A 24,602-nucleotide genomic window follows, 5' to 3' on the forward strand; every position below is an offset into this window, starting at 1 on the left:
TTCAGGGGAGTCACCGGAGAGATGACGTTGAGTGTCACGCGGTCATCGGCGACCGATCGCGGGTGTTTCGTCTGTGCGCCTGGATTCCAGATAAAAAACGAACGTTTCGTTTGACTCAGGATTTCGGCGGCCGGATCATCGTCGCGTGATCGACACCACAGGCGGTTCACCCACCGACCTCGACCGGCCCACCGGCGACCCGGACGTCATCGGAGTCCTCAGGGAGGCGAGCCCGGGGGAGACCAGGGTCGCTGCGACTCCCGCAACCGTGCGGCAGCTGGTCGCCCTGGGCTACGACATCGTCGTGGAGGCCGGGGCTGGCGCGAGATCCGGCTTCGACGACGCTTCCTACGTGGCGGCGGGCGCCGTCATCGGGGACCCGTTGCGTGCAGGCGTCGTGCTCGGCGTGAACGCGCCCACCGACGAGCAGCTCGAGGGGCTCCGCGACGGTGCGACCCTGATCAGCATCCTCGGCCCGGCATCGAACCCCGACGTGGTCGAGGCGCTGTCGCGGCGTCCGATCACCGCACTGGCGATGGACGCGGTCCCTCGCATCTCCCGCGCCCAGTCGCTCGACGTCCTCTCGTCGATGGCCAACGTGGCCGGCTACCGCGCCGTGGTCGAGGCCGCCCACGTCTTCGGACGCTTCTTCACCGGCCAGGTCACCGCCGCGGGGAAGATGCCGCCGGCCAACGTCCTGGTCGTGGGCGCCGGCGTCGCCGGCCTGTCCGCCATCGGTGTGGCCGGAAGCCTCGGTGCCGTGGTCAAGGCGACCGACCCGCGGCCCGAGGTCGCCGACCAGGTCCGTTCGCTGGGCGGCGAGTACCTGCCGGTCGAGTCCGCGGACGTGGAGGTGTCGGCGACCGGCTACGCCCGAGAGATGTCCGATGACTACGGCTCCCGCGCCGCGGCGCTCTATGCAGCCACGGTCCCTGGCATGGACGTCGTCATCACCACCGCACTCATCCCCGGCCGGTCCGCGCCGGTGCTGGTCACCGCGGAGGTCGTCGCCGCCATGAGGCCGGGCAGTGTCATCGTCGACATGGCTGCGGCCAACGGAGGCAACGTGGAAGGCACCGTCCCCGGCGCCGCGATCGTCACCGCCAACGGCGTCACGATCATCGGTTACACCGACCTCGCCGGCCGACTGCCGGCGCAGGCCTCGCAGCTCTACGGCACCAACGTGGTGAACCTGATGAAGCTGTTGACGCCGGAGAAGGACGGTCGGCTGGTCCTCGACCTCGAGGACGCCGTCCAGCGAGCGATGACGGTCGTGCGGCACGGCGAGCCGACCTGGCCACCACCGCCGGTACACGTCTCGGCAGCTCCCGCGGAGCCCCCCGCCGCCGATCCGGCGGTCGCCCCACCGTCGAGTGCGAGACGCAGTACGGCGGACCGCCTCGGCGGGACTCTGGCGCTCGGCTTCGCCCTCCTCCTCCTTGCGGCGCTCGCGCCCCCGACGCTGCTGCCGCACTTGACCGTCTTCGCCCTGGCGATCGTCATCGGGTTCTACGTCATCGGCCACGTGCACCACGCGCTGCACACCCCACTGATGTCGGTGACGAACGCGATCAGCGGCATCATCGTCGTCGGCGCCCTGCTCAACCTGGCCAACGACGAGCCGGCGGTGATCGTGCTCGCTGCCGCGGCGACGCTGCTGGCCTCCATCAACATCTTCGGTGGCTTCGCGGTGACGCGACGCATGCTCGCCATGTTCTCGAGGAGCTGACCATGACCATCGAGACTGCGAGCCAGGCGGCGTACCTGGTGGCCGCCCTCTTGTTCATCCTCGCCCTCGGGGGACTCTCCAGGCACGAGACCGCCGCCGTCGGCAACCAGCTCGGCATCGCCGGCATGGCGCTCGCGCTCGCCACGACGACTGCCGTGACGGTCCACGACAACGTCCCGGTCACGAACCTCGTCGTGCTCGTCGTCGCGACGGCGCTCGGCGGGGGCATCGGCCTGCGGCGGGCCCGGGTGGTCGAGATGACCGGCATGCCCGAGCTCATCGCGCTGCTCCACTCGTTCGTGGGCCTGGCTGCCGTGCTGGTCGGATGGAACGGCTACCTGCTCGTCGAGCACGCCGCCCACGGGGCAGAAGCGCTGGACCTGCAGTCCCAGGACATGCTCGGCATCCACCATGCCGAGGTCGTCATCGGGGTGTTCATCGGCGCGGTCACCTTCACGGGGTCGATCGTCGCGAACCTGAAGCTCTCCGCGAGGATCAGGTCGGCCCCGCTGACGCTGGCGGGCAAGAACCTCCTCAATCTCGGCGCCCTCGCCGCCTTCGTCGGGCTGACGGCGTGGTTCTGCGCCCGCCCGCAATTGTGGGTGCTGGTCGCGGTCACGGTCGTCGCGCTGGCCCTGGGCTGGCACCTGGTCGCCTCGATCGGCGGCGGAGACATGCCGGTCGTCGTCTCGATGCTCAACAGCTACTCGGGCTGGGCCGCCGCGGCGTCTGGCTTCCTGCTCGACAACGACCTGCTGATCATCACCGGTGCCCTGGTCGGCTCCTCGGGCGCGTACCTGTCGTACATCATGTGCAGGGCGATGAACCGCTCGTTCGTCTCGGTCATCGCCGGTGGCTTCGGCATCGTCGGCGTTCCGGCCGAGGACGGGGACGTCGGCGAGCACCGGGAGATGAGCGCGGAGCAGGTCGCCGGGCTGCTCTCGGGTGCGTCCTCGGTGATCATCACCCCGGGCTACGGGATGGCGGTCGCCCAGGCCCAGTACGGCGTCGCGGAGCTGACCCGGAAGCTCCGCGACCGGGGCGTGCAGGTCCGCTTCGGCATCCACCCGGTCGCAGGTCGTCTGCCCGGCCACATGAACGTGCTGCTCGCCGAGGCGAAGGTGCCCTACGACATCGTGCTCGAGATGGACGAGATCAACGACGACTTCCCGGCCACCGACGTCGTGCTGGTGATCGGCGCCAACGACACGGTCAACCCGGCCGCCGCAGAGGACCCCACCAGCCCGATCGCGGGCATGCCCGTGCTCACCGTGTGGGAGGCATCGAACGTCATCGTCTTCAAGCGCTCGATGGCCGTCGGCTACGCCGGTGTCCAGAACCCCCTGTTCTTCCGGGAGAACAGCTCGATGCTCTTCGGCGACGCCAAGGACCGCGTCGGGGACATCCTCCGAGCCATGTGACCGCACCGACGACCCGTCACGACCAACCGAGCAGAGGAGAAAGAGATGCCCGAACCCTGGTTCGCGACGTCACCCTTCGGGCTGGACCAGGCGCCCGAGGCGACCGGTCCGATGGACCCGTTGCTGTACCTGGTCCATGCCAAGACGGTCGGCACGTCCCGTTCCGCGTGCGGCCAGGATGCGAGTGGCTGGCAGAAGCACTGGGCCGCATTCGACACGGTGCCGCACGACCGGGCGTGCCCGGACTGCGCGGCCGCTGCGACCGTCGGCGTCGAGGCGTCCGCCTAGCCGCGAGGAGGGCGCGGGCGGCCCTGGTCGAACAGGGGCCCGACGTGCGCGGACCGGGCCTGCGCGCGGAGCTCGCCGTACAGGAACGGGGACCGGGCAGCGCCGATGACCACCACCCCCCTCCATAGGAGGTGGGCGACGTCGTGCGCCACGAGCTTCAGCAGAGCGGCCATGGGGGCCACGTCCTTTCGGTGCGATCCGTGTGATCGGTGAGACGTCATGACGACCTCGGCGTGAGGTCGTACTGGTCGCGAGCCTGGGACAGCTCGGCGAGGGTGCGCCGCACGACCCTCCTGGGACTGGCGGCAAGGCCGGCCCGGCGGCGGAGCCGGCGGCGCTCCCGCGGGGTGGTGCCGGCCCAGACGCCGTACTGGGCATCCGTGGTCACCGCGAAGGCGAGGCAGTCGCCGCGCACCGGGCAGCTCGCGCAGACGACGCGGGCCGCCTCGATCTGACGCTGCGCCCGGCTTCCTTCCCCGCGGGGGAAGAACAGCTCGGGATCTTCGTGGAGGCACCTGGCGTCCGTGCTCCATTCGTGCATGTCCGTGCGCCTCCCAGCAGTGTTCGACATAGAGAACCCCGATCATTATGACGAACATACGTCGTCGGGCTCCGGATGTGAAGTGACGCTTGACACGGGTCTTCCGGCGACCTACGGTGTTCGAAATCCTGATGAAGGTTCAGGATAATGAACAAGGGATCGACGTGCAGGCACTCGAGGGCATCAAGGTGATCGACGCGGCGACCATGGTGGCCGGCCCCCTGGGTGCGTCGATCCTGGGCGACTTCGGAGCGGACGTCGTCAAGGTGGAGCCGATCGGCGGTGACGAGTCGCGTACCTTCGGCCCGGGCCGCGACGGGATGAGCGGGGTCTACTCCGGGGTCAACCGGAACAAGAAGGCGGTCGCGGTGGACCTGCGGACCGCCGAGGGCCGCGAGGTCTTCCACCGCCTCCTCGCCGGCGCCGACGTCCTCATCGAGAACATGCTCCCCGCGGTCCGCGAGCGGTTCGGGCTGACCGCCGAGGAGCTCGAGGCACGCCATCCGCACCTGGTCGCGCTCAACGTCAGCGGGTACGGCGACCAGGGTCCGCTGGCCGGTCGGCCGGCGATGGACCCGGTCGCCCAGGCGATCACCGGATTCATGGCCGCGACGGGGCCGCGCGACGGTGACGCCATCAAGGCGGGACCGCCGATCGCCGACAGCTCTGCCGGATACCTCGTCGCCGTCGCCGCGCTCGTGGCGCTGTTCGCGCGGCAGCGGTCGGGAGCGGGTCAGAACGGATCGGTCTCGCTCGTCGGCGCGCTCTTCCATCTCCAGGCGCCGTGGTTCGGCCAGTACCTCTTCGCCGACTACGTCCAGGAACGGCCGGGCAACGCGAGCAACTTCTACGCGCCGTACAACGCCTACCGGACCAAGGACTCGGGACTGGTCCACGTGGTCGCGTTCAACGACCGGCACTTCGCCAAGCTCGTGAACGCGACCGGACAGCCCGAGCTCCTCGAGGACCCGCGGTTCGACACCGCCGCACATCGGCTCGCCAACGCGGCGGCGATCGACGCGGCACTCGCGCCGTGGTTCGCCGAGCACGACCGCGACGAGATCGTGGCGCTGCTGTCGAGCCACGACATCATCTGCGCCCCCGTCCTCGCCTACGACGAGGCGGTCGCCCACCCCCAGATCCGCGCGATGGACCTCGTGGTCGATGTCGCGCACGACGAGCTCGGTCCCCTTCGCATCCCGGGGATCCCGATCAAGCTCCAGGACACGCCGGGCAGCATCCGCCGGCCACCGACGTCCGTCGGGGAGCACAGCGTCGAGGTCCTCCTCGACCTGGGCTACTCGACGGAGGACGTCGATCGGCTGACGGCCGCGTCCGTCGTCCGATGACCACCGAAGCACTCACGAGAGGAACATGTAGATGAAGGTCGGAATCAGGATCCCGGGCGCAGGCCCGTGGGCTGGCCCCGATGCGATCACGGAGATCGCCCAATTCGCGGAGAAGGTCGGGTTCGACTCGCTCTGGATGACCGATCACGTCGCCCTGCCGACCAAGGTGGAGACGCCGTACCCCTACACCGCTGACGGCAAGTTCCTCTGGGCGCCCGAGACCCCGTACCTCGACTGCCTGACGTCCCTGACCTGGGCCGCGGCGGCGACCGAGAACATGGAGCTCGGTACGTCGTGCCTCATCCTGCCGTGGCGGCCCCTGGTCCCCACCGCCAAGACGTTGGTCAGCATCGACGTGCTGTCCCGCGGACGGCTCACGGTGGCCATCGGCGTCGGCTGGATGAAGGAGCAGTTCGAGGCGCTCGGCGCGCCCTTCAAGGACCGAGGGCGCCGGGTCACCGAGATGGTCGGGTTCATGCGCCACATGTGGGCCGAGGACGAGGTCGACTTCACCGGTGAGTTCTACGACCTGCACGACTTCAAGATGTACCCGAAGCCGGTGCGCGGCACGATCCCGATCTGGTTCGCGGGCTACAGCGACGCCTCGCTGCGCCGCATCGCCGCGATCGGCGACGGCTGGCACCCCCTGGCCGTCGGTCCCGAGGACTACGCGGGCTACCTGAAGACCCTCACGGAGCACGTCGAGAGCGCGGGCCGCGACATGAGCGAGATCACCCTGACGGCGCGACCGCTCCGCACGGCGCCGTACAACGCCGAGACCATCGAGGCCTACGGCGAGCAGGGTGTCAGCCACTTCATCTGCGACACCTCCTTCGAGCACGAGACGCTCGCCGAGGCGATGGACGAGCTCCAGGAGCTCGCCGAGGCCGTGCTCCCCACCGCACACCGGCTGTCCTGATCGGTGGTGACGGAGATGGAAGCACTGACAGACAAGGTGTCCCTCGTCCTCGACGGTGAGCTCGTCGAGGCATCGACCGGCGCCCGCTTCGACACGGTCAACCCGGCCACGGGCGCCGTCCTCGCGTCCGTCGCGGAGGCGTCGGCCGACGACGTCGACCGAGCCGTCCGATCCGGACATGCCGCTGCCCGGAAGTGGCAGCGCATGCGTCCTTCGCAGCGTGCTCGGCTGATGGTCCGCTACGCGGCCCTGGTCGAGCAGCACGGCGACGAGCTCGCGCTCCTGCAGACCCGCGACATGGGCAAGCCGATCCGTGAGTCGCAGGGCATCGACGTCCCGGTGATGGTCGAGACCCTGGAGTACTTCGCCGGTCTCATCACGAAGATCGAGGGCAGGACGACACCTGCTCCGGGACGGTTCCTCAACTACACCGTGCGTGAGCCCATCGGGGTGATCGGCGCGATCACGCCGTGGAACTTCCCGGCGGTCCAGGCGATCTGGAAGATCGCGCCGTCGCTCGCGATGGGCAACGCGGTCGTCCTGAAGCCGGCGCAGCTGGCCCCGCTGGTCCCGGCTGCGCTCGGCGAGCTCGCTCTCGAGGCGGGCTTGCCCGCCGGCCTGGTGAACGTCCTCCCCGGTCGCGGTTCGGTGGCCGGCAACGCGCTGGTCGAGCACCCCGGGGTCGGGAAGATCAGCTTCACCGGTTCGACCGACGTCGGTCGACAGATCGGCCGCTCGGCGTCGGATCGGCTGATCACGGCGTCCCTGGAGCTCGGTGGGAAGTCCGCGCTGGTCGCGTTCGGCGACTCCTCGCCCGCAGTCGTCGCCTCGGTCGTGTTCCAGGCGATGTACAGCAACCAGGGAGAGACCTGCACCGCTCCGAGCCGCCTGCTGGTCGAGCGGCCGATCTACGACGAGGTCATCGCCCTGGTCGTGGAGAAGGTCGAGGCGGCGCGGGTCGGCAACCCCGAGGACCGGGAGACCGAGATCGGACCGCTCGTCGACGCAGCGGCTCGCACGTCCGTCCACTCCTACGTGACGGCAGGCGTGGCCGAGGGGGCGACCCTCGCCGCCGGCAGCGCCGCGGACCCGTCCAGTGCCGCGCCGGGGTTCTTCTACCAGCCCGCTGTCTTCACCGACGTGACCGCAGGCATGCGGATCGCCCAGGAGGAGATCTTCGGGCCGGTGCTCTCGGTCCTGCCGTTCGAGGGCGAGGACGCGGCGATCGCACTGGCGAACGACACCATCTACGGACTCGGCGCGGGCGTGTTCACCCGTGACGTCGGTCGCGCCCTGAGGTTCGCGCAGACCCTCGACGCCGGGAACATCTGGGTCAACAGCTGGGGAGTGCTCAACCCCGCGTCGCCGTACAGCGGCTTCCGGTTCAGCGGACATGGCAGCGATCTCGGGCAGGCCACCATCGACGCCTTCACCAAGGAGAAGAGCGTATGGGTGCGACTGGACTGACCGCGCCCACGGTCATCTCGCGACTGCGGGCCGCCCGGGACCAGACGGACTGGCTCCCGGATCCCAGCTACTCCATGGTCAGGGACGCGCTCTTCGACCAGGATCCCCGGGGGGTCGCGATCCTGACGTCCGGGATCCACCAGTGCGGCGAGGTGACGTTCGGGGACATCCAGGACGCCGCCCGGCGCATCGCCGGGGCCTTGGCGTCCCGCGGGGTCGCGCCCGGCGACCGGGTCGCCGTGTACCTGGACCCGTCGCAGGCGGCCGCCGAGGTCGTGTGCGGTGTGCTGACCGCGGGAGCCGTGATCCTGCCGATCCCCCGGCTCCTCGGCGGGCACTCGGTCACCCACCGGCTGCGCGACGCCGGCGCGCGGGTCCTGGTCACGGATGCCGCAGGCAGCCGTCGGCTGATGGCGACCGAGGTCGCCACTGTCGGCGTCGCGGTGCTGACCGTCGACGGCTCGTCGGCCGACGACCTCCTCCAGGAGGCGAAGCGCTCAGCACCTGCCGAGCCGCACGTGCCCCGGATGGACGACCCCGCACTCCTGATGTACACCTCGGGGACCAGCGGGGAGCCGAAAGGGATCGTGCACGCCAACCGGGTGCTGCTCGGTCATGCCGGCGTCGACTTCGCCTTCGAGCTCTACCAGGAGGGCGACGTCTACTACGGCACCGCCGACTGGGGCTGGGTCGGTGGGCTGATGCTCGGTCTTCTGATCCCCTGGAGCTTCGGGGTGCCGGTGGTCGCGTTCCGGCAGCAGAAGTTCGATCCGGTCACGACCCTCGCCATCCTCGAGCGGTTCGGAGTGACGATCGCGTTCCTCCCGCCGTCGGTGCTCCGCCTGCTGGCGGCCCACGGCCAGGGTCCGCGCCGGCGACTCCGGGCGGTCGTCACCGGGGGTGAGCCGGCCGGCCGGTTCGAGATGGCCTGGGCGCGACGTCACCTGGCGGCCGCCGTCAACAAGGCGTTCGGACAGACCGAGGCGAACGGACTCATCGGGGACTCCGTGGTGCTCGGGTCCGTTGACGACGCCACCATGGGCGCGCCGTACCCGGGCCACACGGTCCGGCTCCTCGACGACTCCGGGGCGGAGGTCGCGCCCGGCGAGGTCGGGGAGATCGCGCTGCTCCTTCCTGACCCGGTCGCGATGCTCGGCATCTGGAGCGCCGAGCTGGAAGCGCCCACGGTGGTCGAGGAACGCTGGCACCGGACGGGCGACCTCGCCCGCCGCGCGTTCGGGCAGCGGCTCGAGTACGTCGGGCGGGCCGACGACGTGATCAAGAGCCGCGGCTATCGCATCGGACCCGCCGAGGTCGAGGAGGCCCTCAAGCTCCACCCCGCGGTCTCGGACGCCGCCGTCGTCGGCGTGTCCGACCCGCAGCTCGGCCAGCTCGTCAAGGCGTTCGTCCAGCTGGACCGCGCCGTGCTCGACGACTCGCTCGCGGGAGCCCTGCGCGAGCTGGTGTCCCGGACCGTGGGGCCGCACGCGCGGCCACAGGAAATCGAGGCCATCGAGCAGATGCCCCGGACCGAGACCGGCAAGCTCCTCCGTCGCGAGCTGCCCGCCCACGCCTGAGACGCGCCGACCCCGGCGCGTCGTGCCCGCAAGCCCAGCTCTCGGATCAACCAGCCCCATCACATGAGGAGATGAAATGAGATCACGTCTACTGGCTGCGCTCGGCGCAGGTGCGGCTCTCGCGCTGCTTGCCGCGTGCGGGAACGGCGGCGCGGACGGCGCGCGGCCCGGGGCCACCGGCAAGGCCGCGGGGGATGAGGTGACCGTCGGCCTGGTTGCTCCCTCCACCGGCGTCTACGGTCTGTACGGTCCGGTGCTCGGCGGCATCATGAAGGGCGTCTTCGGCCACGACGGGACCTCCGGGCTCACCTTCGAGCAGGCCGACGACGCCGGCGACCCGCAGACCGCCCTCACCAAGGTCCGTCAGCTGGTCCAGCAGGAGGGCGCAGACGTGATCGTCTGCTGCGTCAACGGCGCCGCGACGCTCGCCGTCGCGCCCTACCTGGAGAGCGTGGGTGTCCCTCAGATCGCCCCGATCCCCGGCCCGGGAGGCCTCGGCGAGTTCAGCACCGCCTACTCGGTCGGCTTCTACGCCCAGCAGCTGACGAAGCCGTTCGGGGCGTACGCCGCGCAGGAGCTCGGGTACAAGAAGGCCGTCATCATGGCGAGCGACTTCGTCCAGGGCCACGACGTGGCCGACGGCTTCAAGGAGGGCTTCACGTCGGCCGGCGGGACCATCGTCAAGGAGGTCTACCCGCCCCTCGACACCTCCGACTACGGGCCGTTCCTGAGCCAGATCTCCGACGCCGATGTCGTCTTCGGCTTCTTCGGAGGCGCGGACGCGGTCCGCTTCGTCAAGCAGTACGCGGCGGCCGGCCTGAAGGACAAGGCTCAGCTGATCGGGCTCGGGCCCATGGTGTCCCGCCTGGTCCTCGACCAGATCGGTGATGCCGCCGTCGGTGTCGAAGGGGTCTTCCACTATGCGGAGACCGGCACCGCGAGCCCCGCGGACGAGGCCTTCGCTGCTGCGGCCGCCGCCGCCGCACCGCCGGAGGTGACGCCGAACTTCGTCCAGGCGAACGCGTGGACGACCGCGAAGGTGATCGAAGAGGCCATCAAGGAGTCCCGCAGCTCCGGGGACTCCCTGACCGAGGCGATCGCCGGCACGCACGTCGACGCGCCGTGGGGTCCGTTCTCGTTCGACCCGACCACGCACTACCCGGTGCTCAAGGGACTCCTCTTCCAGGTCGTCAAGGGCCCGCAGCGCCTCGACCACAAGGTCCTCGCCACGTTCGAGGGCGAGAAGTAGCGATGGGGCAGTGGCTGGCGATCGTCGTCAACGGCCTGGCGTTCGGGATGCTGCTGTTCATCCTGTCGTCGGGACTGACCCTGATCTTCGGGCTCGGGCGCTACGTGAACCTCGCCCACGGTGCGGTCTACCTGCTGACGGCGTACCTGACGATCGAGACCTACACGCGGACCGGCTCGTACTGGGCCGCGGCGGGTGTCGCGCTCGGTTCGGCGGCGTTGGTCGGGGCCGTTCTCTACGCGGCGTTCGTGCGGGGTCGTGCCTGGCTCAGGGGAAATCCGTTGCCCCAGGTGCTGCTGTCCTTCGGCATCATCTACGTGATCGCGGACCTGACCCAGGCGCGCTACCACGGCCTGGCCCAGTCGCTGCCTCTTCCCACGTCGGTCTCCGGCTCCGTGACGGTGGCGGGAACCACCGTCACGGAGTACCGGTTGGTCCTCATCGCAGCGGGTGTCCTGGTGGCATCGGGACTCTGGCTGCTCCTGAGCCGCACGCTGTTCGGCTCCGCCGTGCGCGCCGGAGTGGACGACCACCAGATGCTGTCGGCGATCGGTCGCAACCCCGAGTGGCTCTTCGGGACGGTCTTCGCGCTCGGCTTCGCCCTGATCGGGGTGTCCGGGCTGCTCGGCTCGGCCTTCATCGGCGCCTCTCCCGGCGTCGAGTACACGATCATCCTCTACACCCTGCCGATCATCGTCGTGGGTGGCATGGGCAGCCTGTCGGGCGCGTTCGTCGCCAGCATCCTCGTCGGGGTGGGCGACTCGGTCGGCAAGGCGTACTTCCCCGAGGTCTCGCTGTTCCTCATCTTCGCGATCGTGGTGCTCACGCTCGCGTTCCGTCCGGAAGGGCTGGTGCGAAGTGCCTAGTCGTCCGCTCGTCATCGGCATCGTCCTCGCCGTGGTCGCGATCGCACTCGTGCGCAACGGGTCGAGTGGCTACGCGCTCTCGGTCTGGTCCCTCGCCATGGTCACCGGCGGACTGGGCATGAGCCTCAGCCTGCTCGTCACCCACGCCGGCATGCCCTCCCTCGCGCAGGCGGCCTTCTACGGCACCGGCGGCTATGCGGTGGGAGTCCTCGCCGTCCGCACGAGCCAGGACAACCTGTGGGTGGGCCTCCTGGTGGCTGCCGTGGTCGCAGGCGTCCTCGCCCTCGCCCTCGGCGCCGTCAGCCTGCGCACCCGTGGCATCTACTTCCAGATCATCACGCTGTCGTTCACTGCGATGATCTGGGGACTGGCGGTCAAGTGGCGATCGCTGACCGGAGGGGACGACGGCCTCGTCGGCATCTACCCGCCGAGCCTGTCGCCGCTTCCCGGGTACCTCGTCTCGCCACAGGACGTCTTCCTGTGCTCGGCGATCGCCCTCCTGGTCATCTGCCTCCTGGTCCGGACCGTGCGCCACTCCACGTTCGGGCACGTCCTGGTCGGCATCCGCGACAGCGAGTCCCGCATGGCGGCGCTCGGCTATCGCACCACTGCCTACCGCCTCGGCGCCTTCGTCATCGCCGGTGTCCTCGCAGCCATCCCGGGTGCGCTGCTCACCTACCAGCTCCAGTTCTCCAGCCCCGCCCAGCTGAACTTCGTCGTCTCCATCCAGGCCCTGCTCGTGGTGGTCCTCGGCGCCGGCACCCTGATGGGCCCTGCCCTCGCCGGGATCGGGGTCGTGTGGCTGCAGGAGCTCCTGCAGCGGCACACGAGCCACTGGCTGCTCGTGCTCGGCGGGATCTACATCGCTGTCGCGCTGCTCAACCCGCCTGTCCTCGCCCAGCGCGTCCGGCGCCGTCTGGCGCCGTCGCGCGGACGCCACGACGCGCCCGAAGGCTCGCTGGAGGTGGTGTCGTGATCGGCACGGGCCAGCACACTGCGGCGCTCGAAGCACACTCGGTCTCGGTGCGGCTCGGGGGCGTCCAGATCCTTCACGACCTGTCGATCTCGATCGACAGGGGCGAGCGGCGCGCGATCGTCGGACCGAACGGCGCCGGGAAGACGACCATGTTCAACGTCCTCGGCGGAGGCCTCCGTCCTGACTCCGGTCGCGTCTCCCTGAACGGTCGGGACGTCACCCGCTGGAACGTCAGTCGGCGGGCCTCGGCCGGCCTGGCGCGGACGTTCCAGGTGACCAACCTGATGCACACGATGAGCGTGGTGGACAACGTCGTCCTCGCGCTCGCCGCTTCACGACCGCGGGTACGTCGTGACGTGATCCGGCCGTTGCGGTCGAGATCGCTGGACGGATCGGCCGCGGAGCTCCTGGAGCGGTGGGGGCTGGGCGACAGGGGCAAGGCCCCGGTCGAAGCACTGTCGTACGGAGAACGGCGAGAGCTCGAGCTGGTCCTCGCGGTCGCCGGGTCCCCGGACGTCCTCATGCTCGACGAACCGGCGGCAGGTCTGTCGCCCGCCGAGACGGCGCGGGTCTGCGAGCTCATCGAACGGCTTCCCCGCAACACCAGCATCGTGCTGATCGAGCACGACCTCGACATGGCCCTCGCCCTTTCCGACACGGTGACGGTGATGGCCGAGGGGACCATCCGCGGGACTGGTCGCGCGGACGACCCGGGCGTCTCGGCGCTCGTGAAAGAGGTCTACCTCGGTACGGAACCCGTCCAGGAGGAGACACATGCTTGAGGTGAGGAGCCTGCGCTCCGGGTACGGCCACATCGAGATCGTCCGGGGCCTCGACCTGTCCGTCGCCCCGGGCGAGGTCGTCGCGCTCGTCGGCCGCAACGGTGCCGGCAAGTCCACCCTGGTGAACTCCCTCATGGGTTTCGTCCCGGCGCACGGTGGCTCGGTGCACGTGGAGGGTCGCGAGCTCACCCGGGCTGCACCGCACGTACGCAGCAGGGCGGGGCTCGCGGTCGTGCCGCAGGGACGACGCGTCTTCGGAACCCTCACGGTCGAGCAGACCCTCGACCTCGCCGGTCGTTCGGGCGGCTGGGACCTGGACCGGGTGGCGGCGGTCTTCCCACGGCTTGCCGAGCGACGGAACACGCGCGCTCGCAACCTCTCCGGCGGTGAGCAGAGTGCCCTCGCCATGGCGCGCGCCCTTGCGACCGGACCGCGAATCCTCCTGCTCGACGAACCGTCGGAGGGAATGTCTCCTCAGGTCCTGCGCGCGCTGTCGTCGGTGATCGCAAGCCTGCGCGACGACGGCGCCGGCGTCCTGCTCGTCGAGCAGAACCTCGCGTTCGCGCTGACCGTCGCCGATCGCGTCCTGGTGATGGCCCGGGGGCACATCGCCCTGACCATCGCTGGAGACGACGCACGCGCGGACCCTGACTCGCTCTCGCGGCACCTGGTGCTCCAGTCCGTCGCGACCGAGACCTGACTTCACCACACGACATCACAGAGAGAAAGGGAGTGATCACCGTGCGCAGGTTCTGGCACGTGGGCATCAATGTCACCGACATGGATGCCACGATCGAGTTCTACGAGAAGATCGGCTTCGAGGTCGTCCAGGACAAGGAGGTCGACGACGCCAACCTGGCTCGAGCCTTCATGTTCGACGGCGCGAGCAAGCTGCGCTTCGCACACATGCGCCTGCCGAACGACTCGGCCGACGAGGCGCTGCTCGACCTGATCCAGTGGCACGACGAGCGGGCGGCAGGCCGTTCGCAGACCGACCTGATCCACCCGGGTCTGTGCCGGTTCTCGATCCTGACCGATGACATCCAGGGTGAGTACGACCGGCTGAGTGCCACGGGAGTGAAGTTCCTGTCCGAGCCCCAGGCCGTGATGGACGCCGACGGGACGACGGGATGGAAGCTTCTCTTCGCCGAGGACCCGGACGGGACGCTGTTCCACTTCGTGGAACTGGTCGGTGCCGATACCGTCGACTGACCAGATCACGAGGAGGCACGACGAGTGAGCACGGATGAGAGCCGGTCACCGGAGCAGAACGACACGGAGTCTGCGGAGGCGCCCACGGGACTCGTACCCGCGGTGACCCGAGCGACCCGGGTTCTGGACGCACTCGTGCGCAGCCGCAACGGGGCCAGCCTCACCGAGCTGGCAGAGCGATGCTCCCTGGCGAAGAGCACCGCTTCCAACCTGCTCAGGACGATGGTCGCCGAGGACCTGGTGAGCTACGACCAGCAGACGCGGCGTTACAACCTCGGCTCGGTGCTGATCGAGTACGGCGTCGCGGCGATCACCCGGACGACGGCCGTGACCGAGGCGCGGCCCTACATGGAACGCCTCGCCGAGCAGAGTGGGCTGGCGTGCCTCGCGATCCAGCCGATGCCTGATGGTCACTTCACGGCGATCGCCAAGATCGAGAGCCGCAAGGCCATCAAGATCACGATCGAGGTGGGTGAGCGGTTCGACCGCACCGCCCCGCTGCTCGCCAGGCTCTCGGCGGCCTGGGGGACAGCGCCGGCGCCGCGCGGCGTCGACAAGGCCGTCCTCGCCGAGATCCGGAGCCAGGGTTTCGGCGTGGCATGGGGGGAGTACCGACCCGAGCTGAACGTGATCGGCTTCCCGGTGTTCGACCGGGACGAGCAGCCCTGCCTGTACATCGCCCTCCTCGCGATGGGGTCCGACCTCACGGACGCCAGCGTCCAGGAGATGTCCGAGTACATCGTGGAGGCTGCTCGCTCCATCACCGTCAGCAGCGGCGGGAACCTCCCTACTGACTATCCGACCGCCGGCACCCGGAGCGACCTGGTCGGCTGAACCTGGCTCGCGGCCCTCGAGGCGTCACCCACCGTGATGGACGTCCTCGGGTCCTGTTGCCCTGCCCTCACACGCATCCAAGGAACTGGAGAATCGACATGACTTTTCACAAGATCGCCATCATCGGTGGGACCGGCCCGCAGGGCCGGGGGCTCGCGCTCTGGCTCGCCCGCGCCGGACACACGGTCGTCGTCGGGTCCCGCTCGGCCGAGCGAGCCGCTGAGGCGGCCGCGGAGATCGAGGCGCGGAGCGGCGCGCAGGTCACCGGCACCGACAACGAGGGCGCGGCGAGCTCAGCAGAGGTGGTGTTCATCGTGGTCCCGTGGGACGGCCACGAGGCGCTGGTCAGGGCGCTGGCGCCAGTGCTCGACGGGAAGGTCGTCGTCAGCTGCGTCAACCCCCTCGGATTCGATGCCCGGGGTGCCTACGGGCTGGTCGTCGCGGAGGGCAGCGCTGCCGAGCAGACGCAGGGCCTCGTGCCCGGAGCTCGCGTGGTCGGCGCCTTCCACCACCTGTCCGCGGTCTCGCTCTGGGAGAGCGAGGAGCCGCTCGACCACGAGGACGTCCTCGTGTGCGGCGACGACGCCGAGGCGAAGTCCCTCGTGCTCGAGCTCGCTGCTGCGGTGACCGGGCGGGCAGGGATCGACGCCGGGGCCCTGCGCCTCGCCGGCCAGCTCGAGCCGTTGACGGCCGTGCTCATCGGGGTCAACCGCCGGTACAAGACGCGTTCCGGCGTCGCGATCGTGGGGATCGACCGTTGATCGACGAGCTGCGTGAGTACGTCGCTTGCCCGGGGCGCGCGGACCGGCTGCACCGGAGGTTCGCCGAGCTCACCTTCGAGCTGTGGGAGGAGATGGGCCTCGACGTCCGTGGCTTCTGGAACGTCGTCGACGACCCCGGCCGCATCGTCTACCTCGTCAGGTTCCCGAGCGTGGAGGCCGCCCGAACCCACTGGACGCACTTCAGCACGGATCCTCGCTGGCTCGCGATCAAGGCCGCCACCGAGCAGGACGGGCCGTTGATCGAGTCGATCAACGTCACCTACCTGAGCGCGCCGGACTACGCCGCTTCCTGAGCGTCCGGCTCTTGACCATGGCATCGCCCTGTCCATAATCTGTTCACAATGATGATCGAAGTTCAGTAAAATGAAATGAGTGCTCTCATGATCACAGGCATCCAGCTGCACGCGTGGGCCGGCGCGCCCGAGATGGTCGCCGTCGCGGAGATGGCCGCCCAAGAGTTCGAGACCGTCTGGGTGACCGACCAGCTCCAGTCCCGCAGCGTCGCCGCCGTGCTCGGTGCGGTCGCAGCGCGGACGGGGGTCGGCGTCGGGACGGCAGTGACGTTCCCCTTCGGCCGCAACCCGATCGAGCAGGCGTCGACCATGGCCACCCTCGCCGAGTTCATGCCGGCCGGCCGCCGGGTCAGCATGGGCATCGGGACCGGGGGTGGCCTGGTCAGCGCCCTGATGCCGCGCGAGAGGCCCGTCGACGCGGTCGCCGAGCTCATCACCCTCTGCCGTGCGCTGTGGCGCGGGGAACAGGTGCGCCTCGGCGACTACCCGCTGACCTGCGCCCGGCTGCGGATGCGTGAGGAGGGCAAGGTCGACTTTCCCTGGGTCGACGACGCCGATGTCCGTGTCATCGTGGCCGGTACCGGACCGAAGGTCCTCGAGATGGCCGGCGAGCTCGCCGACGGCGTCATCTGCGCCAGCAACTTCCCGGCACACAGCCTCGCGGCCTTCCGTTGCGGTCAGTTCGACTCGATCAGCAACCTCGACAGCCTGGAGCTGGGTCGCGCCAGGAGCGAGCGGCCGGACTTCGCCCGGATCTACGGTGTCAACATCTCGGTCTCGCTCGACCGGGACGCCGCCTGTGCCGCGGCTCGGCGCCAGGCGACCTTGATCGTGAGCCAACAGCCGCACGAGAACCTGGAGACGGTCGGCTTCGAGCAGGCGGACTATGCCGCGACGCGCGAGGCGGTCCACAACGGGGAGAGCGTCGCCCGCGCCGCGGAGCTCCTGCCCCAGCACATCGCGGACCACCTGATCGTCTCGGGCACTCCGGACGACTGCGTGTCCGCGCTCGGCGAGCTGCTCGACTTCGCGAAGGCCGCCGGCTTCACCGAGGCCTATGTCGGCGCGCCCGTCGGTCCTGATCCGCGCGAGGCCGTCGAGCTCCTCACCACCCACGTCCTCCGGGGGTTGATGTGAGCGTGGTGACCACCGGCTCGCAGGAGCTGTGCCGTCTCGAGCTCGATGCGCCGACGGCGACCATCTCGCTCAACCGACCCGAGGCGCGCAACGCGCTCGACCTCGGCCTGCTCGAGGCGCTCATCGGGCGCCTCGAGGAGTGCATCGCGGCCGGGATCTCCGTCCTCGTGCTCCGCGCCGAAGGGTCGGCCTTCTGCGCCGGTGCCGACATCCGGTCCGACGACGGCACCGCGAGTGGCAGGCCCGGCAGGCGTCGCCAGCTGATCGAGGACGCCATCACCCTGGTGAGCTCGTTCCCGGTCGCCATCGCCGTCGTCCAGGGCCCCGCCGTGGGTGGCGGTTGGGGCCTGGCGTTCGCCGCGGACGTCGTGCTGGCGGACGAAGGGGCACTGTTCAAGTTCCCCGAGCTCGCCCTCGGCTTCCTCCCACCGGAGCCGATCGTGCGCCGGTTCGTCGAGGCCGCCGGGCCGGTCCGCTCGCTGCGTCTGCTCGGTTCGGGGGAGTCCTTCCGAGCCGACGACGTCGCGCTCCACGGGCTCGTCGAGCCGGTGCCGCGCGACCTGCTCGACAGCCGGGCACACGAGCTCGCCGCCCTGTTCTCCCGCGCGGCTCCTGACCTCCTCGGCGTCCTGAAGCAGCAGATCACCTCTTCCTCAGCACGAGAAAGGAACAACGATGAGTGACACCGCCACGCTCGAGACCGACGACCAGGTCGAGCTGCGCCGTACCGCCCGAGCCCTGTTCGCCAAGCAAGCGCCGGAGCGGGACGTGCGGATCTGGGACGAGGAGGGTTCCTACCCCGGATCGCTCTACGAGGAGATCGCCCGGCTCGGCTGGTACGACATCGTCGCTGACGGCCCGATCGACGGGACGGCCGGCCTCCTGACCTCGTTGTGCGAGGAGATCGGTCGGTCGAGCTCTGACCTCGTGGCACTCTTCAACCTGAACCTGAGCGGCATCCGCGACCTCCAGCGCTGGGGCACCCCCGAGCAGCAGGCCAGGTACGCGGCGCCCGTGCTGCGCGGTGAGGGCCGGTTCTCCATCGCGGTGAGCGAGCCCGACGTCGGGTCCGACGCGGCCAGCGTGGTCACGCGTGCCGAGCCCGTCCGGACGGGCGAGGCGGGATGGATCCTGACTGGTCAGAAGACCTACTGCGAGGGCGCCGGCCTCCCGGGCGCCGTGATGGAGGTGCTCGCGAAGGTCGGCGACGGAGGGCGGAAGCGTGATCACCTGGCCGTGTTCCTGGTGCCCGTCGACTCGCCCGGCGTCGAGGTCCGGCGGATGCCGGCGCTGGGCCGCAACATCAGCGGGATCTACGAGGTCTTCCTGGAGAACGTCGCCCTGCCCGCCGACGCGCTGCTGGGCGAGGTCGGCCAGGGCTGGCAGATCCTCAAGGAACGTCTCGTGCTGGAGCGGATCATGATCAGCTCGGGCTTCGTCGGCAGCTCGAGCGCGGTCATCGACATGACCGTGGCGTACGCGAACGAGCGGGAGCAGTTCGGCAGGACGATCTCGTCCTACCAGGGGGTCTCCCTCCCTCTTGCGGAGATGCACGTGCGGCTCGACGCGGCGCGCTGCGCGGTGCGCAGGTCGGCGGACCTCTTCGACCGGGGCCTGCCGTGCGAGGTGGAGAGCACGATGGCCAAGTACCTCTGCGGTCAGCTCTACGCCGAGTCGTCGGCGCTGGCCGTGCAGATCCAGGGTGCCTACGGCTACGTGCGGGACCATGCGCTCCCGATGCACCACTCGGACGGGATCATCGCGCGCGTCGTGGCCGGTCCGCCGTCACTGCAGCTCGACTACGTGGCGCGGTCCATGGGCCTGCGTGTCGGCTCGTGAGCGCCCCGGGGTTGCGGCGCGCGCTCGCCCGGGTCACGGCGGGGAAGGCGATCGACCGCGCGGAGGCCGAGGTGTTGCTCTCGGCTCGCGACCAGGACCTGGACGTCCTGTGCGCCGCGGCAGCGGGCATCCGCGACGCCGGCCTCGCGGCCGCCGGCCGTCCCGGCCTGGTCACCTACAGCCGCAAGGTCTTCATCCCGCTGACCCGGCTCTGCCGCGACCGTTGTCACTACTGCACGTTCGCGACCACTCCGGGTCGCGTGGAGGCGCCCTACCTCTCGCCTGACGAGGTGCTCGAGATCGCCCGGCGGGGCGCCGAGCTCGGGTGCAAGGAGGCGCTGTTCACCCTCGGTGACCGCCCCGAGGATCGCTGGGGCGCTGCGCAGACCTGGCTGGACGAGCGCGGGTACGAGGACACCCTCGGCTACGTGCGGGCCATGGCGATCCTGGTCCTCGAGGAGACCGGCCTGCTTCCCCACCTGAACCCGGGTGTCATGACGTGGGCCGAGCTGCAGCGGATGAAGCCGGTCTCGGGCTCGATGGGCCTGATGCTCGAGTCGACCGCCACCAGCCTGTGGGCCGAGCCCGGCGGTTGCCACTACGGCTCGCCCGACAAGGAGCCGGCGGTTCGGCTGCGCTCGATCGAGGACGCCTCACGCAGCAACATCCCGTTCACGACCGGGATCCTGGTGGGTATCGGCGAGACGCTCGCCGATCGGGTGGAGTCGCTGTTCGAGCTGCGGCGGATCGCGCGCCAGTACGGCGCGATCCAGGAGGTGATCGTCCAGAACTTCCGTGCGAAGGACGACACGGCGATGCGCCTGGCTCCCGACGCGGAGGTCGAGGACTACCTCGCCACCGTCGCACTGGCGCGCGTCATCCTCGGGCCACGGATGCGCATCCAGGTTCCGCCGAACCTGAGCGACCCGGCCGAGTGCACCCGGCTGGTCGCTGCGGGGATCGACGACTGGGGTGGGGTCTCCCCCCTCACCCCGGACCACGTGAACCCGGAGCGGCCGTGGCCCCAGATCGAGGCGCTTGCCGAGCTCACCTCCCGGGCCGGCTTCACTCTCGGCGAGCGGCTGGCGATCCAACCCGAGTACCTGCTCGACCCCGAGCCCTGGGTGGACAACCGGGTGCTGCCGTTCGTACGCGCGCTGGCGGACCCGGTCACCGGGCTCGCTGCCGACATCCTTGCCGAGGGCCGACCGTGGCAGGTTCCCTCCGCCGAGGTGTTGTCGAGCGGGCGGACCGACCTCCATCTGGGCATCGACGACGAGGGTCGTCGCACGATCGCCCGTGGCGACTTCGCCGCTGCCTTCGGTTCGTGGGACGTGCTCGCCGAGGAGATCGACGAGCGCCACCTGGACGCTCGCCACAGCAGGCCGCCGGCGCGGATCGACGCCGACGTCCTCGAAGCGCTCCGCGCCGCCGAGCGCTCGCCCGGCGACCTCAGCGAGAAGCACGCCCTGACGCTCGTCCATGCCGACGACCACGACCTGGACGCCTTGTGCTCGCTGGCGGACGCGGTGCGCCGCGACACCGTCGGCGAGGCCGTCACCTACATCGTCAACCGGAACCTCAACTTCAGCAACGTCTGCTACGTGGGCTGCCGCTTCTGTGCCTTCGCGCAACGCGCCACCGACGCCGACGCCTATCGCCTCTCCCTCGAGGAGGTAAGGGCTCGCGTCGCCCAGGCCTGGGAGGTCGGGGCGACCGAGATCTGCATGCAGGGCGGCATCGACCCCGGGCTGCCGAGCGACTTCCACCTCGACCTGGCGCGCGAGGTCAAGCGCACCAGTCCTGACATCCACCTGCACGCGTTCTCACCGATGGAGGTGATCAGCGGCGCATCGAGGATGGGCATCTCGGTGGAGGAGTGGCTCGCGGAGGCCAAGGCCGCCGGACTGGACTCCATCCCGGGCACCGCTGCGGAGATCCTCGACGACGAGATCCGGTGGATCCTGACGAAGGGCAAGCTGCCTGCGTCCGAGTGGGTGCGGGTGGTGAGCACGGCGCACCGCCTCGGCATCCCGTCGACCGCGACGATGATGTACGGGCACGTCGACGAGCCGCGCCACTGGGTCGGGCACCTGCGCCTGCTGGCCCGTCTCCAGGACGAGACGGGTGGCTTCAGCGAGTTCGTCCCGCTCCCCTTCGTCCACCAGAGCTCGCCGATCTACCTGGCCGGCGTGGCACGCCCCGGACCCTCCCGGCGCGACAACCGGGCAGTGCACGCGATGGCTCGTCTGCTGCTCCACGGCCGGATCGACAACATCCAGTGCTCGTGGGTCAAGCTCGCGCCGGACGAGTGCGTGGAGCTCTTGGCGGCAGGTGTGAACGACCTGGGCGGGAGCCTGATGGAGGAGACGATCAGCCGGATGGCCGGCTCGTCGAACGGCTCGATGAAGACGATCGCCGAGATCCGCGAGATGGCGACGCTGGCCGGGCGCCCGGCACGGCAGCGTGACACGACGTACGGGCCTGTCAGTACCGAGCGTGCCGCGGCAGCCGAGTCGTTCGACGTCAGCGCTCCGCGGGTTCTCCCGGTCAGCGTCGGCTTCGTCGGTTCGCCATGAGTGACTCCACGGTGCTGCTCGTGCCGCAGAAGAACCTCGACCAGGCGAAGAGCAGGTTGACCCTGCCGCGCGCTCGCCGGCGGCAGCTGGCGGTCGCGATGCTGCGAGCCGTGCTGACCAGCGCGACCGCGGCAGGGTTCGCAGCGGTGGTGGTGGTCCTCGACGAGCCGGACGACGAGCGGGAGGTCGCCGACCTCGACGTGACCGCGTTCCACCCGGGGTGCCACGGGCTGAACGCCTCGCTCGCCGCCGCCGACGAGGCCGCACGCACGTGGTACGGCCCGGTGCGCCTGGCGGTGGTGCCGGCGGACCTGCCGCTCGTGACCCCCGGGCTGCTCGACCTCTCGCTGCGGGCGGCGGAGCCGCACGCCCGGGCGTTCATCGCGGACCGGTCGTCGACGGGGACGACGCTCCTGTTCGCCGGAGCCGGCGTCGCGCTGCGGCCCGCCTACGGTCCGGGCTCCGCGGCCGCACATGCCGCCCAGGGCGCTTATCGAATCGACGACGCTGACCTCGACCTCCTCCGGCGCGACGTCGACGACCTGACGGACCTCGCGGCGGCGAACATCCATTTCCGACACACAGAACGATGGGGAGAGCAGCGTGAAGCTCTTGGACGGCAGGACAGCACTCGTCACCGGCGGGGCGCAGGGTCTCGGTCTGGCGACCGTGGAGGCATTCGTTGAGGCGGGTGCGCAGGTGGTCATCGCGGACCTCGACCTGGAGCACGCGCGTGCGGCAGCGGACGCCCTGCGGGACCGGGGAGCGGCGGAGGCGGTCCGCTGCGACGTGCAGGACGGCGACGAGGTGGGCGCTGCCGTTGCGACCGCTGTCGCGGTCTTCGGCTCCCTCGACGTCATGGTCAACAACGCGGGGATCGCGCGGGACGCAACCATGCGGCGGATGACCGAGAGCCAGTTCGACCAGGTGATCTCGGTGCACCTGAAGGGCTGCTGGAACGGCCTGCGGCACGCCGCCGCCGTGATGCGCGAGCAGCGATCGGGCTCGATCATCAACCTGTCGTCGATCTCCGGGAAGGTCGGCTTCGTCGGCCAGACCAACTACTCGGCCGCCAAGGCCGGGATCGTCGGCATGACCAAGGCCGCCGCCAAGGAGCTGGCACACCTGGGCGTCCGTGTGAACGCCGTCCAGCCCGGCCTGATCCGGACGGCGATGACCGAGGCGATGCCGCAGCACATCTGGGACACGAAGCTGGCCGAGATCCCGCTCCAGCGTGCGGGCGAGCCGTCCGAGGTGGCCTCCGTGAACCTGTTCCTCGCGTCCGACATGTCGTCGTACCTCACCGGGACCGTCACCGAGGTCACCGGCGGACGGTACATGTGAGATCGGGCCGACGTGGCGCCCCGGGGCGGCGGCCGCTGCCGCATGCCGGAACATTTCGCGGGACGCCTGTGTTCGAAATAATGATGCAAGTTCAGGATAGAGAACGAAGGACGTCATGATCCTCCTCGGTTACCGTGACCGGAACGTGCACGAGCTCATCGGTCACGCGGTGGCCGTCCGGGCGGGGAGCTACCGGCGCGTCGGCGTCGAGGTCCGGGCGGTGTCCGGCGCCGAGCACCCCGACGCAGCGCTCTCCGCAGGCCTGGGTGGGTCGCTGGTGGAGACGCTCAACGGCCAGCGGAGCTGGCGGGCTGCGCTCGTGCACACCCTGCACCCCCTGTTCTGGGGGTGGGGGCGCCCCGGCACCTCGTGGTCCGATGCCGGACGGGTCGCCGGTCACCCCCACGGATCGATCGTCTGGGCGTTCACGGAGAAGGTGCTCGGCGACCGCGGCGTCGCCACCGAGGCTCTCGACGTGCAGCGCTTCCCGGTCGGGACCGAGGGGGACCGCCAGCGCCTCGAGGCGCTGAGGGCCGGCGCCGTCGACGTCGCCGTCGTGGGCACGGCGTTCGCGCCCAGCGCCCTGGAGCGGCTGGGGCTCGTCCAGCTCGTGTTCTTCGGGGACGAGATCAGGTTCCCGACCGCCGGGGTCGCCGTCGACACGGAGCTCGTCCCCCCGGACGACCCGGGGGTGCGAGCGGTGGTGGAGGCGCAGCGAGAGGCCCTCGGCCTGATCCGGTCCCAGGCGCCGGTGGCGGTCGACGCCGCCCTCGAGCTCCTGCCGGGCGCGACGCGCGAGGACGCAGAGGGTCTGCTCAGCCACTACCTGGCCCCGCAGTACGGCCCGGCCCGCACGGACGTCGACGCCGTCGGCGGCGACGCGATCGCCTGGCTCTCGCAGGTCCTGACCGCGGCGCCGGGTCCGGCGCAGACCTTCTACGAGGAGATCCGATGACGTCGGCACGACGTGAGCAGCTGGTGGTCGAGGCGACGCACGCAACCAAGGGCCTCGCCGTCACCGCGCGCAGCCACGGGTTCACGATCGACGAAGCCGAGAAGTACGGCGGGCACGACGCCGGTGCGAATCCGGTCGAGCACATGCTCGCCGGTCTCGCAGCCGCCTCGCTGGTGGTCCTCCGGATCCTGGGCCAGCCCGACATCGCCGCTGCTGCGCGGCTCACGATCTCGGCGACCCTGAACGTCGATCGGGTGATGGGGGTCGACGACGGGGCCGCGTTCGACCTGATCACCCTCGACTGGGAGGTCGAGGACGAAGACCACGCCGCACGGCTGCGCCGGGTCCTTCCGGACCTGGCAGCGCGCCGGCCAGGACAGGCGCTCGTCGACGGCGCGGCGGTCGTCGTCGAGGAGATCACAGCTCGTTCATGAGCCCGGTCGCGAGGGAGCGACTGTCGGCT

The 24,602-nt window shown here is 70.2% G+C and carries 26 protein-coding genes; 24 read left to right on the forward strand and 2 right to left on the reverse strand.

The genetic code is table 11. The features are described 5' to 3' along the window. The first annotated feature begins 148 nt into the window (after positions 1-148). From N538_RS0111210 to N538_RS0111220, 3 genes are read left to right on the forward strand one after another with little or no spacing between them, the layout of a single operon-like run. Positions 149-1,729 carry a Re/Si-specific NAD(P)(+) transhydrogenase subunit alpha gene (locus N538_RS0111210; RefSeq protein ID WP_051549225.1) on the forward strand — a complete coding sequence of 527 codons (1,581 nt, stop codon included), beginning with the start codon at positions 149-151 and terminating at the stop codon, positions 1,727-1,729. A 2-nt stretch (positions 1,730-1,731) separates the two neighbouring features. Next, complete coding sequence (pntB, locus tag N538_RS0111215) at positions 1,732-3,150, forward strand: Re/Si-specific NAD(P)(+) transhydrogenase subunit beta (protein ID WP_028637387.1); 1,419 nt, start codon at positions 1,732-1,734, stop codon at positions 3,148-3,150. A gap of 45 nt (positions 3,151-3,195) precedes the next feature. Then, the gene (locus N538_RS0111220) at positions 3,196-3,438 is read left to right on the forward strand and encodes a hypothetical protein (protein WP_028637388.1); all 243 of its coding nucleotides are present in this window, start codon (positions 3,196-3,198) and stop codon (positions 3,436-3,438) included. On the opposite strand, the gene N538_RS0111225 is transcribed toward N538_RS0111220, so the two are convergent. Continuing rightward, the gene (locus N538_RS0111225) at positions 3,435-3,611 is read right to left on the reverse strand and encodes a hypothetical protein (protein ID WP_155992058.1); all 177 of its coding nucleotides are present in this window, start codon (positions 3,609-3,611) and stop codon (positions 3,435-3,437) included. The genes N538_RS0111220 and N538_RS0111225 overlap by 4 nt on opposite strands. A gap of 44 nt (positions 3,612-3,655) precedes the next feature. Further along, entirely contained in the window at positions 3,656-3,979 is a 324-nt protein-coding gene (locus N538_RS24950; protein WP_051549226.1) for a WhiB family transcriptional regulator, read from the reverse strand. 131 nt (positions 3,980-4,110) lie between these two features. Here N538_RS24950 and N538_RS0111235 point away from each other — a divergent pair, with 131 nt between their 5' ends. The 21 genes from N538_RS0111235 (at position 4,111) to N538_RS0111335 (ending at position 24,573) form a co-directional block, all read left to right on the forward strand. Then, the gene (locus tag N538_RS0111235) at positions 4,111-5,328 is read left to right on the forward strand and encodes a CaiB/BaiF CoA transferase family protein (RefSeq protein WP_051549191.1); all 1,218 of its coding nucleotides are present in this window, start codon (positions 4,111-4,113) and stop codon (positions 5,326-5,328) included. A gap of 31 nt (positions 5,329-5,359) precedes the next feature. Next, a complete protein-coding gene (locus N538_RS0111240) occupies positions 5,360-6,247 on the forward strand; it encodes an LLM class F420-dependent oxidoreductase (protein WP_028637391.1) in 888 nt (295 codons plus the stop codon). 15 nt (positions 6,248-6,262) lie between these two features. Next, positions 6,263-7,714, forward strand: coding sequence for an aldehyde dehydrogenase family protein (locus N538_RS0111245; RefSeq protein ID WP_028637392.1), 1,452 nt, complete (start codon positions 6,263-6,265; stop codon positions 7,712-7,714). Next, entirely contained in the window at positions 7,696-9,291 is a 1,596-nt protein-coding gene (locus N538_RS0111250) for an AMP-binding protein (protein ID WP_028637393.1), read from the forward strand. The genes N538_RS0111245 and N538_RS0111250 overlap by 19 nt, the downstream gene beginning before the upstream one ends. Before the next feature lie 76 nt (positions 9,292-9,367). Next, on the forward strand, positions 9,368-10,540 hold the full coding sequence (locus tag N538_RS27400; RefSeq protein WP_081790432.1) for an ABC transporter substrate-binding protein: 1,173 nt from the start codon (positions 9,368-9,370) through the stop codon (positions 10,538-10,540). Positions 10,541-10,542: 2 nt separating this feature from the next. Then, positions 10,543-11,406 carry a branched-chain amino acid ABC transporter permease gene (locus N538_RS0111260; protein WP_028637395.1) on the forward strand — a complete coding sequence of 288 codons (864 nt, stop codon included), beginning with the start codon at positions 10,543-10,545 and terminating at the stop codon, positions 11,404-11,406. Further along, the gene (locus N538_RS0111265; protein ID WP_028637396.1) at positions 11,399-12,382 is read left to right on the forward strand and encodes a branched-chain amino acid ABC transporter permease; all 984 of its coding nucleotides are present in this window, start codon (positions 11,399-11,401) and stop codon (positions 12,380-12,382) included. The genes N538_RS0111260 and N538_RS0111265 overlap by 8 nt, the downstream gene beginning before the upstream one ends. Then, positions 12,379-13,164: an ABC transporter ATP-binding protein gene (locus N538_RS24960; protein WP_036570171.1), complete on the forward strand. Its 786-nt coding sequence runs from the start codon at positions 12,379-12,381 to the stop codon at positions 13,162-13,164. Before N538_RS0111265 ends, N538_RS24960 begins: the two co-directional genes overlap by 4 nt. Next, positions 13,157-13,864: an ABC transporter ATP-binding protein gene (locus N538_RS0111275; protein ID WP_028637397.1), complete on the forward strand. Its 708-nt coding sequence runs from the start codon at positions 13,157-13,159 to the stop codon at positions 13,862-13,864. The genes N538_RS24960 and N538_RS0111275 overlap by 8 nt, the downstream gene beginning before the upstream one ends. A gap of 32 nt (positions 13,865-13,896) precedes the next feature. Continuing rightward, positions 13,897-14,376, forward strand: a complete 480-nt coding sequence (locus N538_RS0111280) for a VOC family protein (RefSeq protein WP_197025308.1) — start codon at positions 13,897-13,899, stop codon at positions 14,374-14,376. Between the two features lie 102 nt (positions 14,377-14,478). Then, positions 14,479-15,210 (forward strand): IclR family transcriptional regulator, encoded by a 732-nt coding sequence (locus N538_RS24965; protein WP_269320331.1) that lies wholly within the window; start codon positions 14,479-14,481, stop codon positions 15,208-15,210. Positions 15,211-15,308: 98 nt separating this feature from the next. After that, positions 15,309-15,971 carry an NADPH-dependent F420 reductase gene (gene npdG / locus N538_RS0111290; RefSeq protein WP_028637399.1) on the forward strand — a complete coding sequence of 221 codons (663 nt, stop codon included), beginning with the start codon at positions 15,309-15,311 and terminating at the stop codon, positions 15,969-15,971. Further along, positions 15,968-16,285, forward strand: a complete 318-nt coding sequence (locus N538_RS0111295) for an NIPSNAP family protein (RefSeq protein ID WP_028637400.1) — start codon at positions 15,968-15,970, stop codon at positions 16,283-16,285. Before npdG ends, N538_RS0111295 begins: the two co-directional genes overlap by 4 nt. 87 nt (positions 16,286-16,372) lie before the next feature. Then, entirely contained in the window at positions 16,373-17,422 is a 1,050-nt protein-coding gene (locus N538_RS0111300) for an LLM class flavin-dependent oxidoreductase (RefSeq protein WP_028637401.1), read from the forward strand. A 5-nt stretch (positions 17,423-17,427) separates the two neighbouring features. Then, positions 17,428-18,105 carry an enoyl-CoA hydratase/isomerase family protein gene (locus tag N538_RS0111305; protein WP_081790444.1) on the forward strand — a complete coding sequence of 226 codons (678 nt, stop codon included), beginning with the start codon at positions 17,428-17,430 and terminating at the stop codon, positions 18,103-18,105. Beyond that, positions 18,098-19,261 carry an acyl-CoA dehydrogenase family protein gene (locus N538_RS0111310; RefSeq protein WP_028637403.1) on the forward strand — a complete coding sequence of 388 codons (1,164 nt, stop codon included), beginning with the start codon at positions 18,098-18,100 and terminating at the stop codon, positions 19,259-19,261. Before N538_RS0111305 ends, N538_RS0111310 begins: the two co-directional genes overlap by 8 nt. Then, a complete protein-coding gene (locus N538_RS0111315) occupies positions 19,258-21,840 on the forward strand; it encodes a bifunctional FO biosynthesis protein CofGH (protein ID WP_231496197.1) in 2,583 nt (860 codons plus the stop codon). Before N538_RS0111310 ends, N538_RS0111315 begins: the two co-directional genes overlap by 4 nt. After that, positions 21,837-22,526: a 2-phospho-L-lactate guanylyltransferase gene (cofC, locus tag N538_RS24970; protein WP_081790434.1), complete on the forward strand. Its 690-nt coding sequence runs from the start codon at positions 21,837-21,839 to the stop codon at positions 22,524-22,526. The genes N538_RS0111315 and cofC overlap by 4 nt, the downstream gene beginning before the upstream one ends. Further along, positions 22,444-23,184, forward strand: coding sequence for a 3-oxoacyl-ACP reductase FabG (gene fabG, locus N538_RS0111325; RefSeq protein ID WP_028637405.1), 741 nt, complete (start codon positions 22,444-22,446; stop codon positions 23,182-23,184). Before cofC ends, fabG begins: the two co-directional genes overlap by 83 nt. A 115-nt stretch (positions 23,185-23,299) precedes the next feature. Beyond that, a complete protein-coding gene (locus tag N538_RS0111330; RefSeq protein ID WP_028637406.1) occupies positions 23,300-24,139 on the forward strand; it encodes a hypothetical protein in 840 nt (279 codons plus the stop codon). Beyond that, positions 24,136-24,573 (forward strand): OsmC family protein, encoded by a 438-nt coding sequence (locus tag N538_RS0111335; protein WP_028637407.1) that lies wholly within the window; start codon positions 24,136-24,138, stop codon positions 24,571-24,573. The genes N538_RS0111330 and N538_RS0111335 overlap by 4 nt, the downstream gene beginning before the upstream one ends. The last annotated feature ends 29 nt before the right edge of the window (positions 24,574-24,602 follow it).

The organism is Nocardioides sp. URHA0032, assembly GCF_000620645.1.
GTDB lineage: Bacteria > Actinomycetota > Actinomycetes > Propionibacteriales > Nocardioidaceae > Nocardioides.